This is a genomic window from Bowmanella yangjiangensis (assembly GCF_017255015.1).
GTDB classification, from domain to species: Bacteria; Pseudomonadota; Gammaproteobacteria; order Enterobacterales; family Alteromonadaceae; genus Bowmanella; species Bowmanella yangjiangensis.
Map to the genome: position 1 here is coordinate 108,394 of NZ_JAFKCS010000006.1, position 16,404 is coordinate 124,797.

Annotated in this window: 17 protein-coding genes; 11 read left to right on the forward strand and 6 right to left on the reverse strand. The window is 49.8% G+C overall.

Annotated elements, in window-relative coordinates:
- Positions 1-103: 103 nt before the first annotated feature.
- A complete protein-coding gene (locus J0A65_RS08465) occupies positions 104-1,342 on the reverse strand; it encodes a cystathionine gamma-synthase family protein (RefSeq protein ID WP_206593733.1) in 1,239 nt (412 codons plus the stop codon).
- Positions 1,343-1,405: 63 nt separating this feature from the next.
- Entirely contained in the window at positions 1,406-1,906 is a 501-nt protein-coding gene (locus J0A65_RS08470; RefSeq protein ID WP_232849821.1) for a lysophospholipid acyltransferase family protein, read from the reverse strand.
- Between the two features lie 243 nt (positions 1,907-2,149).
- On the opposite strand from J0A65_RS08470, the gene J0A65_RS08475 reads away from it, so the two are divergent.
- The 4 genes from J0A65_RS08475 (at position 2,150) to J0A65_RS08490 (ending at position 6,432) form a co-directional block, all read left to right on the forward strand.
- A complete protein-coding gene (locus J0A65_RS08475) occupies positions 2,150-3,415 on the forward strand; it encodes a S1 family peptidase (protein WP_206593735.1) in 1,266 nt (421 codons plus the stop codon).
- Entirely contained in the window at positions 3,406-4,362 is a 957-nt protein-coding gene (locus tag J0A65_RS08480; protein WP_206593736.1) for an FHA domain-containing protein, read from the forward strand. Before J0A65_RS08475 ends, J0A65_RS08480 begins: the two co-directional genes overlap by 10 nt.
- Positions 4,363-4,370: 8 nt before the next feature.
- Complete coding sequence (locus J0A65_RS08485; protein ID WP_206593737.1) at positions 4,371-5,141, forward strand: NRDE family protein; 771 nt, start codon at positions 4,371-4,373, stop codon at positions 5,139-5,141.
- Between the two features lie 103 nt (positions 5,142-5,244).
- Positions 5,245-6,432: an amino acid aminotransferase gene (locus J0A65_RS08490; protein ID WP_206593738.1), complete on the forward strand. Its 1,188-nt coding sequence runs from the start codon at positions 5,245-5,247 to the stop codon at positions 6,430-6,432.
- A gap of 135 nt (positions 6,433-6,567) precedes the next feature.
- On the opposite strand, the gene J0A65_RS08495 is transcribed toward J0A65_RS08490, so the two are convergent.
- Entirely contained in the window at positions 6,568-7,242 is a 675-nt protein-coding gene (locus J0A65_RS08495; RefSeq protein WP_206593739.1) for a hypothetical protein, read from the reverse strand.
- Positions 7,243-7,360: 118 nt separating this feature from the next.
- On the opposite strand from J0A65_RS08495, the gene J0A65_RS08500 reads away from it, so the two are divergent.
- The 5 genes from J0A65_RS08500 (at position 7,361) to J0A65_RS08520 (ending at position 10,735) form a co-directional block, all read left to right on the forward strand.
- On the forward strand, positions 7,361-7,789 hold the full coding sequence (locus J0A65_RS08500; RefSeq protein ID WP_206593740.1) for a hypothetical protein: 429 nt from the start codon (positions 7,361-7,363) through the stop codon (positions 7,787-7,789).
- Positions 7,790-7,932: 143 nt separating this feature from the next.
- Positions 7,933-8,409, forward strand: a complete 477-nt coding sequence (locus J0A65_RS08505) for a glycine zipper 2TM domain-containing protein (protein WP_206593741.1) — start codon at positions 7,933-7,935, stop codon at positions 8,407-8,409.
- A gap of 51 nt (positions 8,410-8,460) precedes the next feature.
- Entirely contained in the window at positions 8,461-8,733 is a 273-nt protein-coding gene (locus J0A65_RS08510) for a PepSY domain-containing protein (RefSeq protein ID WP_206593742.1), read from the forward strand.
- Between the two features lie 5 nt (positions 8,734-8,738).
- Entirely contained in the window at positions 8,739-9,413 is a 675-nt protein-coding gene (locus J0A65_RS08515; protein WP_206593743.1) for a response regulator transcription factor, read from the forward strand.
- A gap of 5 nt (positions 9,414-9,418) precedes the next feature.
- Positions 9,419-10,735 carry an ATP-binding protein gene (locus tag J0A65_RS08520; RefSeq protein ID WP_206593744.1) on the forward strand — a complete coding sequence of 439 codons (1,317 nt, stop codon included), beginning with the start codon at positions 9,419-9,421 and terminating at the stop codon, positions 10,733-10,735.
- Here J0A65_RS08520 and J0A65_RS08525 read toward each other — a convergent pair.
- Complete coding sequence (locus tag J0A65_RS08525; RefSeq protein ID WP_206593745.1) at positions 10,710-11,753, reverse strand: AI-2E family transporter; 1,044 nt, start codon at positions 11,751-11,753, stop codon at positions 10,710-10,712. The two genes, J0A65_RS08520 and J0A65_RS08525, sit on opposite strands and share 26 nt — an antisense overlap.
- Before the next feature lie 86 nt (positions 11,754-11,839).
- On the opposite strand from J0A65_RS08525, the gene folX reads away from it, so the two are divergent.
- Positions 11,840-12,205, forward strand: coding sequence for a dihydroneopterin triphosphate 2'-epimerase (gene folX / locus J0A65_RS08530; protein WP_206593746.1), 366 nt, complete (start codon positions 11,840-11,842; stop codon positions 12,203-12,205).
- A 22-nt stretch (positions 12,206-12,227) separates the two neighbouring features.
- On the forward strand, positions 12,228-13,127 hold the full coding sequence (locus J0A65_RS08535; protein WP_206593747.1) for a TIGR01777 family oxidoreductase: 900 nt from the start codon (positions 12,228-12,230) through the stop codon (positions 13,125-13,127).
- 48 nt (positions 13,128-13,175) lie between these two features.
- Here the strand turns inward: J0A65_RS08535 and J0A65_RS08540 are convergent, their stop codons facing one another.
- Positions 13,176-15,698: an ABC transporter permease gene (locus tag J0A65_RS08540; protein ID WP_232849823.1), complete on the reverse strand. Its 2,523-nt coding sequence runs from the start codon at positions 15,696-15,698 to the stop codon at positions 13,176-13,178.
- On the reverse strand, positions 15,688-16,404 hold the full coding sequence (locus J0A65_RS08545; protein WP_232848411.1) for an ABC transporter ATP-binding protein: 717 nt from the start codon (positions 16,402-16,404) through the stop codon (positions 15,688-15,690). The genes J0A65_RS08540 and J0A65_RS08545 overlap by 11 nt, the downstream gene beginning before the upstream one ends.

Consider the following 16,404-nt stretch of genomic DNA (forward strand, 5'->3'; position numbering starts at 1 on the left):
ATGGCACAAATTGCATGAATTAACTCCGGCCTGGATTGTCTCCGGTTCGCCTTTTCAAACAAAAAAGGCGCGTAAATACGCGCCCTTACTCAACCTCGACCCTTTAGATCTTATCCAGCGCCTGATCAAAATCAGCGATAATGTCGTCAATATCTTCAATACCGACACTCAGACGAATCATATTGTCACTGATGTCCGCTTTGGCACGCTGTTCAGCGCCCATTTCAAAATAAATCGTGTGGGCGACAGGAATAGCCAGTGTTCTGGTATCACCTAAGTGCGTGGCATTTAGCACCAGCTTAAGATCATTCAAAAACGCGAAACAGTCTGCGCCATCTTTGAGATCCAAGCTTAAAATACCGCCATACTGGCTGAAAAACTCACTGGCCAAAGCATGCTGAGGATGGTCACTTAAGCCTGGATAATAGACCTTTTCCACCTTGGCATGACTGGCCAGGTAGGTTGCCAGGGTTAAGGCGTTTTTACAAATTTTGTCCATTCGCAGCGCCAGGGTTTCCATACCGACCGAAATCAAATGTGCCGAGTCAGGGGTCAGGCAGCCGCCCATATCACGCAGCCCCTTCTTTTTGATTTGCAGTAACCCCCAAAGATGGCTTGGCTGTGACTTGTAAGAATCATTAATATTAGGAAACGCCTGCCAATCGAACAACCCGGTATCAATCACCGCACCACCCAAAACATGACCATGTCCGGCAATGTACTTAGTCAGTGACCCCAGTAACATGGACGCCTTTACTGACTTCGCATCAAACAAATTGGCCGGGGTCATAGTGTTATCCACCAGATACAACAAACCATGCTTTTCGCATAAATCGCCAATGGCGGCGAGATCGGCAACCTGCGTCACCGGATTGGCAATAGTCTCCAGGTACACCGCGCGGGTATTCTCCCGAATAGCGGCCGCCACATTGCCCGCCTTAGTGGTATCTACTAAGGTGACCTCAATGCCGAAACCACGCAAGGTATTGGCAAAACTGTTGGTGTTGCCAAATAAAAACTGGCTGAAAATAAGATGATCGCCCTGCTTAAACAAAGCCAGCATGGTCGTAGTAATCGCTGCCATACCCGAGGCAAAAGTCAGTGCGCCTACACCGTTTTCCAACTGCGTCAGCATATTCTGCAGCGCGTTGATTGAAGCAGATGATTGACGTGAGTATGCATGCCCGGGGTTGCGGCCTTGAAACACATCAACCAAATCTTCTACTTGTTTATATTCGAACAGCACAGACTTAGTGGCAGGCTGATGCACAGCCCCGTCTTCAGGGTGGTTAAGCAGTCGGTCAGCGTGTACCAGTCTGGTGGTAAAACCTTTAAAATCCAAAAATCACCTCATCATTGCCCAATGGGACCGCTGCCTAAGGTTAAGCGTTCCCTGTACGAACTGTTATGCCAATTCAGGATACTTGGCTGCGACGCCAGCGTAAAACTCTCTGATTTTAGCCATCTCTACGGCTATATCATCGCCGATTTCCATCAAAGGACCAAATCCAATTACTTTCTTTTTATAATCCAAGTATATAAGCAGCACTGGAACATTGGCAGCACGGGCGATATGCAAAAATCCGGATTTCCAATTTTCAACTTTCTTGCGTGTACCTTCGGGTGCCACGCCCAACACCATATCCTGACGGGCAAATACATCTGCCACTTGCTGAACTAAGCCCTGGGGTGCACTGCGCTCAACTGGGATGCCGCCTATTTTTCGCATCCACCAGCCCAACGGGCCTTTAAACAAAGAATGTTTACCTAAAAAGGAAACCCGCAATCTAAGCGCAAAAGCAGTCGCCAGACCCACAACGAAATCCCAATTAGAAGTATGCGGAGCCACACAGGCCACCATTTTGTTCAGGTTGGGAAACTCCCCTTCCATTTTCCAACCTTTCATGGCCAAGACTTTACAGCCAAGCCAAAAAGTAAAGCGGCTGCCTATTCTGGGCACTTTATCGCCAATTAGCGGCATATTCAGTGAAGATTGCATAAATTCACGTGTTTAACTTCAATGTACCTAATGTTCTCCGACCTCCTACTGCTTGTCGAGCGTATTTGCACAAATTCAAACAAGAGAAAGCATGGCAAAGCCTTGTTTGCTCAGGCAGAATGACCTTATTGATGACATTTTGGTGTGACAATGAAGTTGACGTTCATAATAGGGATGCTGATATCCCTGCTTGGTTCAGTGGCAAGCATGCCGCTATTGGCAGAAGAAAATGCCAAAGATGTTTTTGGCCATTATCAACCCGCACTGTTTCAAATTCGCATGATTGAAGTGGAGTCTGGTAACAAGTCCTCCATAGGCTCTGGTTTTCAGGTTAGCGCCGATGGTCTGATCGTCACCAATTACCATGTCATTTCAGATTCAGTTTTTTATCGCGAAAAATACCGTATCGAATATTTAACCCACACAGGTGAAACTGGTCCACTGACACTTCAGCATATTGATGTGGTAAACGACCTCGCCCTGGTGCGCCGGGAGTCCGATGGAACTGAATTTTTCCCTTTAGCGGCCAACCTGCCAGCGCAGGGTGACAATATTTTCTCACTGGGTAATCCCCATGATTTGGGGATGATAGTGGTACCCGGCACCTACAATGGCCTGAAGAAAAGCAGCTTCAATCAGAAAATTCATTTTACCGGTTCAATCAACCCTGGTATGAGTGGCGGCCCCACAGTGAATGCGTCCGGCCAGGTGGTTGGTGTCAACGTTGCTACGGCCGGAAACCAGATTGGTTTCCTGGTGCCTCTGGCGCCTTTGCAGGCTTTGGTAAAACGCGCGCAAGATAGATTGCCGGATAGTTTTCTGGATGAAATTCAACGCCAGTTAATCGTCAATCAAGAACGTTTGCTCTCTCCCTTTATCCAAGCACCATGGCCAATGGCGTCCCTTGGACAGGCCAAAGTCGCGGGTGAGGTCGTGGACTTTTTACCCTGCTGGGGCGACTCCAACGCCAATGATAAGAACGCCCGTTACCTGACTGTGCAAAAGCGCTGTCGCCTTGACGAGGAAATTTTTTTGAACCAGCGCTTGCGCACCGGCACGCTTGAACTGGAATACGAGTGGCTAACCTCCAACAAGCTGTCTTCCACCGCGTTCTACAACTTATACGAACAAGGTATGCAAAGTGCCGGTCCGGGTAATAATGCAGGCAAGGAAAACATCACCAACTATCAGTGTCAGCAACAGCGCGTCACTAATGCCCAGAGCATGAAACTCAGATTTGTGTTCTGCACCCGCGCCTACAAAGATTTTGATCAGCTTTTTGATGTACTGATCCTTGGCGCCAGTTACGGCCAGGCCCAACAAGGCTTGATTAGCCACTTTACCCTGGCAGGCGTGACTCAGCAAATGAGCCAGGCGTTCACCCATCGTTTCGTGGAGGCTATGGCATGGCAATAATCATTGAAAAGCTCGGCGGCAACAACCGTCAGGTAAAACACTACCGTTTTGCCCAGCCTTCGGTCAGCATTGGCCGTGGTTATGATAACGACATCCGTCTGGATGACCCCTATGTGGGCGCCGAACACGCCGTTATAGAACAAGATACAGAAGGCCGCATTTATATTCGCGACAGCCAGTCGCTAAACGGCATACACGTCAACGGCAAACAACAGCAACAGGCAGAACTAAGCAAAGATGATGTTGTGGTGTTGGGTAAAACCCGCCTGCGTATTTTTGATAGTGCCGAACAAGTAGAGCCAGCACTGAGACTCAGCGTTATCGAATCACGCCTGACCATATTGTCACATTGGCGTTTCACGCTGTTACTGGCCTTTGTTTACGCCTTGGCCCTCACTTACCAAACCTACCTGCACACCTTTGTCGAGTTTGATGTGGGCAAGATGCTGCCCCGGCTTGTCAGCGAATTACTGATCCTATCCGTCTGGCCTTTGCTATTTGGATTACTTTCCAGGCTACAAAAGCAAGATGCCCGACTGGCCAGTCAGTATTCAATATTACTGTTAGTGGTCTTAGTCGGTATGGGGCTGTCTTTGGTAAGTCAGTGGCTGAAATTCAACTTCGCCCAATTTGCCGCCTGGAATGGTGTTGAACTGACAGTGATGGGCGTACTGTTCTTTAGCCTACTTTGGTTAACGTTATTGATTGCCTTCCACCAACCAACCTATAGGCGTAATCGAATCGCGCTGGGCTGTACTTTTTTGCTTATTGCCTGTCTGATGGGCTGGCAGGAGATCAAGCAAGCTGATTTCTCGCCCCGCCCTAACTATCAATTTGTATTGCTACCCTACAGCTATGCCATAAATGATGGGGTATCCACCGAAGCATTTGTAGAAGGGCTGGCCAGCACCTATCAGAAAACCGCTGCCAGCCGCAGTAAAGACTAAGGACTGGCATGTGTATCCTGTTCGTGGCAGTGAGACTGCATCCGGAATATCCGCTGCTGATTGCTGCCAATCGGGATGAATTTCATCGTCGCCCAACATCAGCATCTGGTTTTTGGCAGGATCAGCCGGATATTTTAGCGGGACGAGATATACAAGGGGGCGGCACCTGGATGGGCATTAACCGCCGCGGACAAATTGCCGCCCTGACCAATATTCGCAGCCCTTCAACCTTTGTTGCCGACAAACCCAGCCGCGGTCACTTAGTTAGCGACTATCTGGCAGGTTCCTCAGCCACTGATTACGCCAAATGGCTACGTCAGTATAGAAATAATTACAACGGCTATAACCTGTTGTTTGGCCATTGGCACTCGCTGTCGGTATACAACAACCATACCGACCAGCTAACTCTATTGGAAAACGGCGTCTATGGCCTCTCGAATGCGGATATTCATAGTCCCTGGCCCAAGACCAGTAAAGGTGTTGCGGCACTCACCAACTATTGCCATCTAGGCAGCACCGACATTGAGATGCTGTTCAACATACTGCGCGACGAAACCCCAGCAGATGAGGCTTGCCTGCCGGATACCGGCGTATCCAAAGAATGGGAAAAGCGCTTATCTTCTATCTTTATTTGTAGCGAGGAATACGGCACCCGCACCTCTACTCTGCTTATGATAAACAAGCACAATCAAATTAGTTGGCATGAGCGCAGTTTTCTGCCGTCAGGAGAGCTTTACAATACTGTCAACCAGCATTTTCCTGTAGACGAATATCTATAACAACAATGATATAAAACGGCACTCGAAATTTGTCGTACTGCTGTCATAATAGGACGCCTTTTGCGCACTAAACCATCTGCACACAAATTAGTTGAGGGAAACCATGTTAGAAGTGCTTGAGCAGTTACCTGCCGATCCTATCCTTGGCCTGTCCGCCGCGTTCAAACAGGAAACCAACCCTAAGAAGGTTGACCTGGGTGTTGGCGTATATAAAGACGAACAAGGCCGTACGCCAATTTTGCATGCTGTTGCGAAAGCACAGAATATCCTGCTGGCGAATGAGGATTCCAAAACCTATATCAGCCCTCAGGGCGTACAAGGTTTTATTGATGGGATGCTGGAACTACTGCTGGGCAAAGGTCATAAGACCCTGATTGAACAGCGTGTTGCTGCAGTTCAAGCCCCGGGCGGTTGTGGTTCGCTGCGAATCCTTGCTGAACTGCTGAAGCGTGCTAACGGCGATCTGACCGTGTGGGTAAGCGACCCGACTTGGGCTAACCATATTCCACTTATTGGTAGCGCCGGTCTTAAAATTGAAACCTACCCCTACTTCGACAAAAACACCGCCAGCATCAAGTTTGACCAAATGGTCGCTTGTCTGGAAAAAGTGAATAAAGGCGATGTCGTGCTGCTGCATGGATGCTGTCATAACCCCACAGGTGCAGATCTGACTAAAGAGCAATGGAATAAAGTGCTGGAATTAGCCCAACAGCGCGGCTTCCTGCCTTTCCTTGATATTGCGTATTTAGGTTTCGGTGACAGCATTGAAGATGACGCCTATGGCGTGCGGCTGCTGGCAGATAACCTGCCGGAAGTGATTATTGCAGCTTCCTGTTCGAAGAACTTTGGTCTTTACCGTGAGCGTGTTGGCCTGGCCGCCATTATCAGCGCCAACCGTCAAAGCCGCGATGCGCTGCAAACCCAGATCCAGGCTATTGCCCGTGCCATTTACTCTATGCCACCTTCATACGGTGGTGCACTGGTTGACATCATTCTCAACAATGACGAGTTGAAGAGCCTGTGGATGGATGAAGTAACCGAGATGCGCGAAAGGATGCAAACACTACGTCGCTTACTGGCCGACAAGATCAAAGAGAAAAGCGGTAAAGATTTTGACTTCATTACCCGCCAAAAAGGCATGTTCTCTTATCTGTGTATCAGTCCTGAGCAGGTGAAGAGAATGCGTAGCGAGCATGCTGTATATTTTGTTGATTCAAGCCGTGTCAATATCGCCGGTATCAGTCACCAAAACGTTGACTATATTGCTGAAGCACTGGTTGCCGTACTGTAAAAAATCAGTCGAAGAAAAAAGCCGCATTACGCGGCTTTTTTATTTATTTTGACTCTCTTTTTGATAATAAGCATGTTCGTTTTTCTGATCACATCGATTTTTTAATCGTTCAGTAAGAAATTAACCAGACACAAATTAAGGCACAAATGCATCAAGGCGATGATTCATATCCCCCATCACCTTGGCTTTAAATCCAGACTCATGACGCTGTTCGATTTGTCGTTTGTAATCAGCGATGTCCAATATTTCCAAATTGGCGGTTAGCGTACGAAACACTCTGGGCAAGCGCTCTCCCGGACATTGAATATGATGAAGCCCTCCACTATAAACAAACAGCAGTTTGCCCTGCTCTAACCGTTCCAGTATGTCCGCCACCCCACCTCTCACGCTCATGGGTTTACCGTCCTTATCCAGTCCGTTGCGTCTTTTCATCCGCCCTTCTGGCAAAATAGCGGTGATCACATCACCATTTACCAATGACAAAAAATGCTCCCAACTCTCATCCGCTTTACGGGTAATGGGTATCACACCTGGCAGCAGCACCTTAAGCACACGACCTGCAAGGGGGCGCTCTAAGGTCACGTCAGCACCAGGCACAATGACCTTATGTGCAATATTCCAGACAAATGACCAGGGGGCAAAGCGAATAAACAGCGGCTCAAACAAACTGGTATGGTTCAAAAAAACCACCAGCCTTACCTCTCCCAGCGCGGCTTCCTGTTCTTCACTCAGCCAGTTCGGCCTGCCGCGATAGAAGCAGTGAGATAAAAACTTTACCCCACCCATTAACAGAAAACTGAACAACTTCAACGATTCACTCTCCTCAACATTAGCCAGTAACCCTTTTTACATGCATTCAACTTAGCAAACTAAAGGATATTTCGGCGCAGCCGATACCTCATATGTAAACGCAAGACGGAGACCATTTATGTCCACACAGCCCCGTACCCTTATTCGCACGTTGTCTTATTCGGCATTGGCGCTGCTGGCCACCTTGTCACTGTCTGCCTGTATTCAAAGCCAATCCCTCACTGCGGTGGACTCTCAAGACCCGCAGTTGGTAGAACAGGCCCTTAAGCGCGTCAATCATAGCTTCAAAACCTCCTTTATGATGGGCGACTGGTATTATCAAGGTGCGCAGGTGGTCAAAGGTGGCATCAACGCCTACATCCAGATTCCAGCCAAGCTGGATATGGAGTTGGAGTATCAGCGAAACTATCTTCGCCAGTCTGTGTGCCCATCAGCCGCACAGCAGGAATTCTGGCAGGGAATGGGGCCGTTGTCCTTGTCGGTGCACATTTACACCTTTAATAAGAAGTTCAGCGTACACGCTGAATGTACTAACCCACTAGCCTGAATATTCAGGCGTAGCACTACAACAGGGGCCTTTGGCCCCTGTTTTGTTTGTTTAGCGCTATGCCCCGGCTTAAGTAAAAGTTCAGGCAAGATTCATCCTGGTCGTCCTACTCTGTGCATAACAACGACGAAGAGGATGCAAATATGAAAGCCTGGATTATTCCTTTATCCCTGTTGGCGTTATCAGCCAATGTGCAAGCCGCAGAACGTTATGCTTATGCAAAAGTAAAGCAGGTTAGTCCTATCTACGAAACCATTTTGGTCAGTAGCGAGCCTGAACGCGTGTGCTACACCACCAGCCGTCGCCACGATGCGACACCAACGGTGGTCGGCGCTATTATCGGCGGTGCAGTAGGTCATGCATTGGGTCACAGCTCATCGAATAAAAAGGTCGGCATGGTGGCGGGTGCGGCGCTGGGCGGTGCCATTGGCCACGATGTTGGTAAAAACGGCTATCGTCAGGTATGCGAAACCCGTCCGGGGGAACAGCGCCGCATCCGCGAGCTGACAGGTTATGATGTGACGTACCAGTACAAAGGCGACTTGTACCATACTGTCACCCAGCACCACCCTGGCAAACGCCTGAAAGTTAAAATAAATGTTAGCCCCGCATTTTATTGATATGGGCTTTACAGGTAGACTTGAAGGCAATATGGCAAGTCGAAGGTAGCAATGATGAAACTGGGTAAAATACTGATATTCACATTAGGTTGCATATTGGCTGCGACGTCTCAGGCTTACCCTCAGAACAAGGAACAGTTGGACGAGGCCCAAGCAGCCAAGCGCGCTAAACAACAGGTGGATGGTCGGGTATTGAAAGTCGAGCCGCAAAAGGACAACTACCGAGTCAAAGTGTTGCAGAAAAACGGCCGGGTGGTGACGGTGGATGTGGATAAAAAGTCCGGAAAAGTCAGACCAAGCAAGGACAACAAAGATAGGAAGTAAGCGCAATGCGAGTATTAATTGTTGAAGATGATGCCAGACTACTGACCCAGTTAGATCAGTTGATGCAGCAAAATGGCTACAGTGTGGACTTGGCTGACGATGGACAAAAAGCATTGTTTCTGTTCCGGGAATATCCTTACGATTTAGCCATCATTGATATCGGCCTGCCGGTATTGGACGGTCTGGATTTGATCCGCCAGGTGCGTAAAGACAAAATTACCAGCCCAATTTTGATCCTCACTGCCCGCGATCGCTGGCAGGAAAAGGTCGAAGGCCTGGAAGCCGGTGCCGATGACTATCTGACCAAACCCTTTCACAATGAAGAATTGCTGGCACGCGCCAAGGCGCTTATCCGAAGGGCCGCCGGGCAGCCAAACCCTGCCATAGAACGCGGTCCCATCCGCCTGGATACGCTGTCAGAAGAAGTTTTTGTCAAGGATCAGTATGTGGAACTGACCGCCTACGAATATAAGGTACTGGAGTACCTGTTGATGAACCCCAACAAAATAGTGTCTAAGACCGAGCTAACCGAACATATCTATGATCAGGACTTTGACCTGGACAGTAACGTGATTGAGGTGTTTATCGGGCGATTACGTAAAAAGATTGACCCGGATGGTGATATCAAACCCATAGACACGTTGCGTGGGCGTGGTTATCGCATTAGCCGCCAGCTTTGATTTCCATGCGCAGATGGTCGTTAAAAGGCCGTAGTTTTGCTGCGGCCATGTTGGTGTTGGTGGTCTTTTTGCCACTGACCGCACTCACCCTTGAAAAGGCATACACCAACAGTCTGACCCAATCCATGCAGGATCAACTTCGCATTCAGAATCTGGGGCTGATTTCTGAGTTTGAAGTGGTTAACGGTGTTATTCAGATGCCGGAGACCTTATTCAACAACAGCCTGAACATTCCCGACTCTGGCACCTATGCGCTTATTTCCATGCATATGTTGCCGCTCTGGCAATCCGAGTCCACGTTACATTGGCAAAAGCTGCCGGACCTGCAACGCCCCGGTGTGGGTGACGAGCTTTTTCTGTCGAAGCAAATTAACGGCCGTACTTTTTTTCAATTCAGCTACACAGCGGAATTTGAAGACAGAAGCCTGATGTTCCCGGTTACCTTTCATATTCTGATGGAAGGCAGGCTGTTCGACAGTGAGCTGTCGACCTTTCGTTATACCCTTTGGCAGTGGCTGGCTTTTGTTGCCTTGTTGCTAATTGCACTGCTTGCTTTTAGTTTAAATGCCGCGCTGAAGCCAATCGGTGGCCTGGTAAGACAAATTAGTGAAGTGGAATCAGGGAAACAGCGCCGGGCTGAAGGGGACTTCCCTCCCGAACTTGAACACCTGAAGGCCAGTCTCAACCATCTGCTGGACTCAGAACAGCAGCAGCGCAGTCGCTATCATCATAGCCTGGGCGATCTGGCCCACAACCTTAAAACTCCCCTGGCGGTACTGAAAGGTAACCCGGATTTACCCCTCAGTGCCAAAGAGCCATTGGAGCAAATTGAAAGTATTATTGCCCGTCAGCTTAAACGGGCGGTAGCCGGAATAGGCAGCGGCTGGCAACAAGCTGAGCCTCTGGCACCACTGCTAAATAAGCTAATCAATGCCATGAGCAAGGTACATGCAGATAAGCACTTGAACATACAGCTAATCGACCCTCATGCCTTATCCTTGCCCGGTGATCAAACGGATCTAATGGAACTGTTTGGCAACCTGTTGGACAACGCCTGTAAAGCTGCTCAGCATCAGGTTAGAGTCAGCCTGCATACCAATGAACAGCTTTGTATTGATATTGAAGATGACGGCCCCGGGATCCCGGCTGAAAAACGCCAGGATTTACTCAGTCGGGGCACCCGTTTAGATTCTTATGCCAGTGGGCAGGGCATCGGTATGGCAGTGGTGTCCGATTTGGTCGCCGCCTATAACGGTACCCTGTTAATTCGTGATTCAGAACTGGGTGGTGCCAGGATCAGCTTGCGTTTTCCTTTGCCTTAACGTCATCGGCCAGCAATAACGCAAACCAGCGACCGCCCTGGGTGGACTCCAGAGCAATTTTGACAATCATAGTCAGCGGCACCGACAGCAACATCCCCACAGTACCGAGCAACCAGCCCCAGAAAATCAAAGATAAAAATACCACCAGGGTCGACAGGCCTAAGCCACGGCCCATAAAACGCGGTTCAATCACATTACCCATCAGGGTATTGATCATCACATAACCCAGGGCCACCAATCCTGCGGTCGCCGGGCCAAGCTGCACCAGTGCCAGCAGCACAGCGGGCACAGCAGCGATAATGGAACCAATGTTAGGGATGTAATTGAGCAAAAAGGCCAACACCGCCCACAGCATGAAATGATCTACGCCGAGTAAATAAAGCATCAGACCCGCCAGAAAACCCGTTGCCAGGCTCACCAGGGTTTTGATCGCCAGATAGTCTTTAATAGAAGATAAAAACTTGTCGATCTGCTGAATTTTCATGGCCGGATCGGCCAGGGCAATATGTACCTTGCGCGGCACAGACTCCGCTTCGAATAACATAAACACCACGGTCAACAGGATAAGCAGGAAGTTGGTCATTACCGCCCCTACTCCAGAGAGCAGGTTAGAGGCCATGTTCATGGCAAGACCGGGATCCAGGTAAGACAGCAACTGCGTTCTGTCCAGATGAATATTCAAGGCCGCCAGTTGGCTGACCAGCCAGTTTAATTCGCCTGCCAGTTGCTCTTTATACTCAGGCAAGTTACGGGAAAATTCGTTCATGGAATTTCCCACTAATCCGGCAAGCATAAATCCAAAAATCACAATCAGCAGTATAACCAATATGACTGACAGCCAACGTGGTACGCGGTAACGGCTAGCCCAGGTAATCAGCGGATTACAGGCCATAGCGATAAATACCGATAATAAGAAAGGCACTAATATGCTACTGGCGGCTTTTACCCCCGCCAGAATCACAACAAGGGCCGCCATGGTCAGCAAGACTTTGCTGGATGAAGAGTTTTTTATTTCCATATTCCAAGGTGAACAGACTCAGCTTGTGGCAAAATTACCAAAAGCCTTATGTGTTTGAAACAAAATCAAGAAAACGGATGTGCTCAATGAAGTTGAACCCTGCCATTATTCGAATTAAAAATCTGCGTCTGCGCACCTATATAGGTATCAAGCAGGACGAAATTGAAAACAAACAGGACGTACTGATCAACGTAACTATTCATTATCAGGCTGAGCAGGCAACCAACACTGATGATATGCAGGATGCGTTGAACTACCGCACCATCACCAAGCGAATTATCGATCTGGTTGAAAACAACCGTTTCTCCTTATTGGAGAAGCTCACCTCGGACATCTTGGCCATCGCTGCAGAGCATCCTTGGGTCATTCGTGCCGAAGCCGAAGTAGACAAACCCCATGCACTGCGTTTTGCTGATTCAGTCTCTCTGTGCTTATCTTGTAGTAAGCTTTGAGCTGTAAAGGATTTTTCTTAGCATGCAGATATTGATGACGGGTGGAACGGGACTCATTGGCACGCGCCTGTTATCAAGGTTGCCTGAGGGTTACCATGTCACCGTGTTGACCCGGAATCTGGCCGAAGCCGAATTGGCCCTTGGCCGCAGAGCCACCTGGATATCCTCCTTTAATGAATTGCCGAATCTGGATGGCTTTGACGCTGTTATCAACTTAGCCGGTGAACCCATCGCCGATAAACGCTGGAGCAAGGAACAAAAGGACAGAATCTGTCAGAGTCGCTGGCAGATCACCGAGAAACTGGTAGACCTATGTCAACGCAGCCAAACTCCGCCCAAAGTCTTCCTGAGCGGATCCGCCGTAGGCTATTACGGGCGACAGGATGAAGAGCTGATCAGCGAATACCATCGCACTCCCCATGATGAGTTCAGTCATCAGCTATGCCATCGTTGGGAACAGATAGCCCTGCAGGCGCAAAGTGAACACACCCGCGTATGTTTGCTGCGCACCGGTATTGTGCTCAGCCGCAAAGGAGGTGCGCTGATTAAAATGCTGCCCGCCTTCAGGGCCGGTTTAGGTGGCCGCATGGGTGACGGCAGGCAGTTTATGTCTTGGATCCATATCAGCGATATGATGGCGGCCATTCGCTTTTTGCTGGAAACCCCCGACTGTCAGGGCCCCTATAATCTGACCGCCCCCAATCCGGTTACTAATCAGGAATTTTCTGAAACTCTGGCCAGCGTGCTAGGACGTCCCTGTCTTTTCCCCATGCCGGGCTTTGTACTGAAAATGCTGTTTGGCGACATGTCAGAGCTGCTACTAACCGGCCAACGGGTCATCCCCACCCGCCTGGAAGAAGCCGGTTTCCATTTTCAGTTTCAACACTTGAAACCAGCTCTTGAGAACTTGCTGAAAAGCTGAATTTGTTGTGACGGATTTATAAAAAAACGGGCTTTCGCCCGTTTTTTGCTAAATCATGCGTCTTAACAGCTCACTGGTGTTAAAGGACAACAGCCGCCAACAGCTTAATGCCCCCAGGATCCCCACCACCAAAGCGCCAACCAGCGGCGCTAAGAGCCAGAAATCCCAATGAATACTAGCCTGCATATTAAATATCTGGGTTTGCAGCAAATAAAGCGCCAGTTCATTAGCCATGGCTGCCATTAACCCGGCCACCATGCCGATTATCACAAACTCCAGAATCACGCTCATGCGAATAAGCAAGCCTTTTGCCCCCAGCGTACGCAGTATCGCCAGCTCCTGCATCCGTTCATCCATACTAGACTGTACCTGCGCCACCAATACTAAGGTACCGGCACAGAGCACCAGTACCAAAATAAATTCCACGGCCATGGATACTTGTTCCACAATGCTGCGCAACTGGTTAATACGCGCGTCCACATCAAACAGGCTGACAGTAGGAAAAGGAGCCATTAATCCGGCTAATTCTGGCTTTTTATCACTGTCTAAGTGGAAACTGGTGATATAAGTGGGCGAGAAATTAGCCATGCTGCGAGGTTCAAGCACAAAGAAAAAATTCGGCTGCATGGTCTGCCAGTTTACTTCCCGAACGCTGCTGACTTTGGCCTTAACCACCTCACTGCCAATATTAAAGGTCAGCAAATCCCCCATCTTAATGCCTAAACGCAGGGCTACTTCCTTTTCCACTGATACCCGAGGTTCACCTTCACTGCTCTGTTCACCATGCCAGGTTCCTTCCACCACATGATTCTCGTGTTGCAACTGGTTACTCCAGGTCAGATTGGCTTCACGCCCCAGGCCCTGGCGACCACGACTGTTGCTGTCTTCTTCCTTGCTCACATCGGTACGTATAGTTTCCTCATTGATGGCGGCAAAACGCCCGCGCACCACAGGATAGAAATGTTCGATATCAACACCATGCTCAACAAAATGCTGCTCCAGTTTTGGCAACTGCTGCTGGGTAATATTGATCATAAAGTAATTAGGTGTGCCCTCAGGTAACTGATCCCGCCACTGCTGCACCATGTCATTGCGCATCACCAGTACCACCAGCAGCAGCATAATAGTCACCGCGAAGCTGATCAGTTGTACCGAATTGTCCATCGCCCGGCGGGATATGCGTGCCCAGGCCAACTGCCAGGCTCCCATTCTGCCTTGCCCCAATTTGCGCCCGACGGCAATCAGCCCAAGGGTAACCAGCATCAATGAGGCCACCAGCAGCAGCCCGCAGGCCAGCAAGATAGCGCTAATGGTCAGATTACCGCTGTAGGCCCACATCAGCAGGAAAATGGCCAGACCCGCTGCCACGAATTGCAGACTTCTGGAGCCCATACTGGCACCTAAGTCCCGACGCAGTACGCGTAGCGGTGGCACAGAAAAGAGCTTCAACAAAGGGTACAAGGAGAACAACATGGCGCACACCAAGCCGGTAAAAATGGCAATAAAGAACGGTCGCCAGTACCAGGTGTCCAGTGCCACCGGCACTTTGTCGGCAATCAGACTGGCAATCAGTTGCTGAATGCCAAATCCCACCACACCACCGACCACGATACCAAGCAAGGTAATAAACAGAATTTGCAGCAAATATACCCGTCGTACCATGGCCGCCGGTGCGCCCAGGGTTTTCATAATAGCGACCGGGTCGTAATGACGCTGACTATAACGCTGCGCGGCCACCGCAATGGACACGGCCGCCAGCACGATGGCCAGCAAACTGGCCAGCAGAAAATACTGCTCGGCACGTTTAACCGAGCGCCCCAGAGGTGAGTCTTCGTCTTTCACTGAGCGCCAGTAATGCAGCTCACGGTTTAGTTGAGGTTTAAGGTAGGCGTAGTAATCATCCAGCGCACTATCCTCTCCGGCAAACAGATAATCATAGTCGGTACGACTGCCCGGCCCGGTCACATTAGTCGCTGGCAGGTCGGCCAGGTTCATCAACACCACAGGGTCGCCGCCAAACAGGTTAAAGCCGCCATCCGGCAACTCAATCACGGCTTTACTCACCACAAAGGCTTTATCGCCTATTTCCAGTTCATCACCCAGGGATATGCCCAGTACCTGAAACAAGCGCGAACCGATCCAGACCTCGCCTAGTGCGGGTAAGTCTCGGGTTTCCTGTGGCAGACCAAATGGCATATCTGATACTTTGACTACACCTTTCAAGGGATAGAAAGCGTCCACCGCTCTGACATCGGTGAGCATCATCTTGTCATTAGCAAATGCCATAGAGCGCAACTGATTACGCTGAGAGACCGCCAATCCACGCTGGCGAGCCTCCTCCAACCAGCTATCAGGAACGGGTTTATCCGAGCCCAGCATACGGTCTGCGGCCAGAAACTCAGCACTTTTGTCCGATAGCGCCGATTGCAAACGTTCGCTGAACAGTGACAACGACAGCACCGAGGCCACAGACAACACTATCGCCAGCAGAATAACCGTCAGCTCACCGCGCCGCGCCTCGTGACGAAATAGGCGCCATGACAGGCTCAGAGCCATGGCATTACCCCGCATGACGCTGTCCTTCCAGTGCTGTCACTGAGGTATCTTCCAGCACGCCGCCGTGCATTTTCAGTTGCCTTTGACAGCGAGCGGCCAATTCGCTGTCATGAGTGACCAGAATTAAGGTGGTGCCAAGCTGCTGATTTAAATCAAACAGCAGGTTTTCAATTTTATCGCCATTGGCGGCATCAAGATTGCCGGTGGGCTCATCGGCAAATAAAATCTTAGGCCGGGTTATAAATGCTCTGGCAATGGCCACCCGCTGCTGTTCCCCGCCACTTAGCTGGTTAGGATAGTGGCTGCCACGATGGGACAGGCCCACTTGTTCCAAGGCTTCCAGAGCGCGTTTGCGCGCATCGCTCAGCCCGGCAATCTCGGCCGGTAACATAATATTTTCCAGTGCGGTCAGGCTTTGTACCAGCATAAAGCTTTGAAAAATAAAGCCGACCTTCTCACCACGCAGGCGTGCCCGCTGTTCTTCATCCATGCTATGTAGCGGCTGATTATCCAGATAAATCTCGCCACTGGATACCTGATCCAAACCGGCCAGCAGGCCCAATAAGGTGGATTTTCCCGAACCTGACGCACCAACAATGGCAACAGTCTCACCAGCCTTGACATCAAAACTGATCGGTTGAAGGATCTGTAACTCGCCCTGGCTGGTAGTCACAGTTTTGGTAATCGCCTTGGTACTTATCATATTGGAGGTCAACGTCAT

What these genes read in the sequence shown, in the direction of transcription:
- J0A65_RS08470 (WP_232849821.1), bottom strand. Translation starts at nt 1,906, where the DNA reads ATGAAAGGTTGGAAAATGGAAGGGGAGTTTCCCAACCTGAACAAAATG.
- J0A65_RS08475 (WP_206593735.1), top strand. Translation starts at nt 2,150, where the DNA reads ATGAAGTTGACGTTCATAATAGGGATGCTGATATCCCTGCTTGGTTCA.
- J0A65_RS08480 (WP_206593736.1), top strand. Translation starts at nt 3,406, where the DNA reads ATGGCAATAATCATTGAAAAGCTCGGCGGCAACAACCGTCAGGTAAAA.
- J0A65_RS08485 (WP_206593737.1), top strand. Translation starts at nt 4,371, where the DNA reads ATGTGTATCCTGTTCGTGGCAGTGAGACTGCATCCGGAATATCCGCTG.
- J0A65_RS08490 (WP_206593738.1), top strand. Translation starts at nt 5,245, where the DNA reads ATGTTAGAAGTGCTTGAGCAGTTACCTGCCGATCCTATCCTTGGCCTG.
- J0A65_RS08500 (WP_206593740.1), top strand. Translation starts at nt 7,361, where the DNA reads ATGTCCACACAGCCCCGTACCCTTATTCGCACGTTGTCTTATTCGGCA.
- J0A65_RS08505 (WP_206593741.1), top strand. Translation starts at nt 7,933, where the DNA reads ATGAAAGCCTGGATTATTCCTTTATCCCTGTTGGCGTTATCAGCCAAT.
- J0A65_RS08510 (WP_206593742.1), top strand. Translation starts at nt 8,461, where the DNA reads ATGATGAAACTGGGTAAAATACTGATATTCACATTAGGTTGCATATTG.
- J0A65_RS08515 (WP_206593743.1), top strand. Translation starts at nt 8,739, where the DNA reads ATGCGAGTATTAATTGTTGAAGATGATGCCAGACTACTGACCCAGTTA.
- J0A65_RS08520 (WP_206593744.1), top strand. Translation starts at nt 9,419, where the DNA reads ATGCGCAGATGGTCGTTAAAAGGCCGTAGTTTTGCTGCGGCCATGTTG.
- J0A65_RS08525 (WP_206593745.1), bottom strand. Translation starts at nt 11,753, where the DNA reads ATGGAAATAAAAAACTCTTCATCCAGCAAAGTCTTGCTGACCATGGCG.
- folX (WP_206593746.1), top strand. Translation starts at nt 11,840, where the DNA reads ATGAAGTTGAACCCTGCCATTATTCGAATTAAAAATCTGCGTCTGCGC.
- J0A65_RS08535 (WP_206593747.1), top strand. Translation starts at nt 12,228, where the DNA reads ATGCAGATATTGATGACGGGTGGAACGGGACTCATTGGCACGCGCCTG.
- J0A65_RS08540 (WP_232849823.1), bottom strand. Translation starts at nt 15,698, where the DNA reads ATGCGGGGTAATGCCATGGCTCTGAGCCTGTCATGGCGCCTATTTCGT.
- J0A65_RS08545 (WP_232848411.1), bottom strand. Translation starts at nt 16,404, where the DNA reads ATGACGTTGACCTCCAATATGATAAGTACCAAGGCGATTACCAAAACT.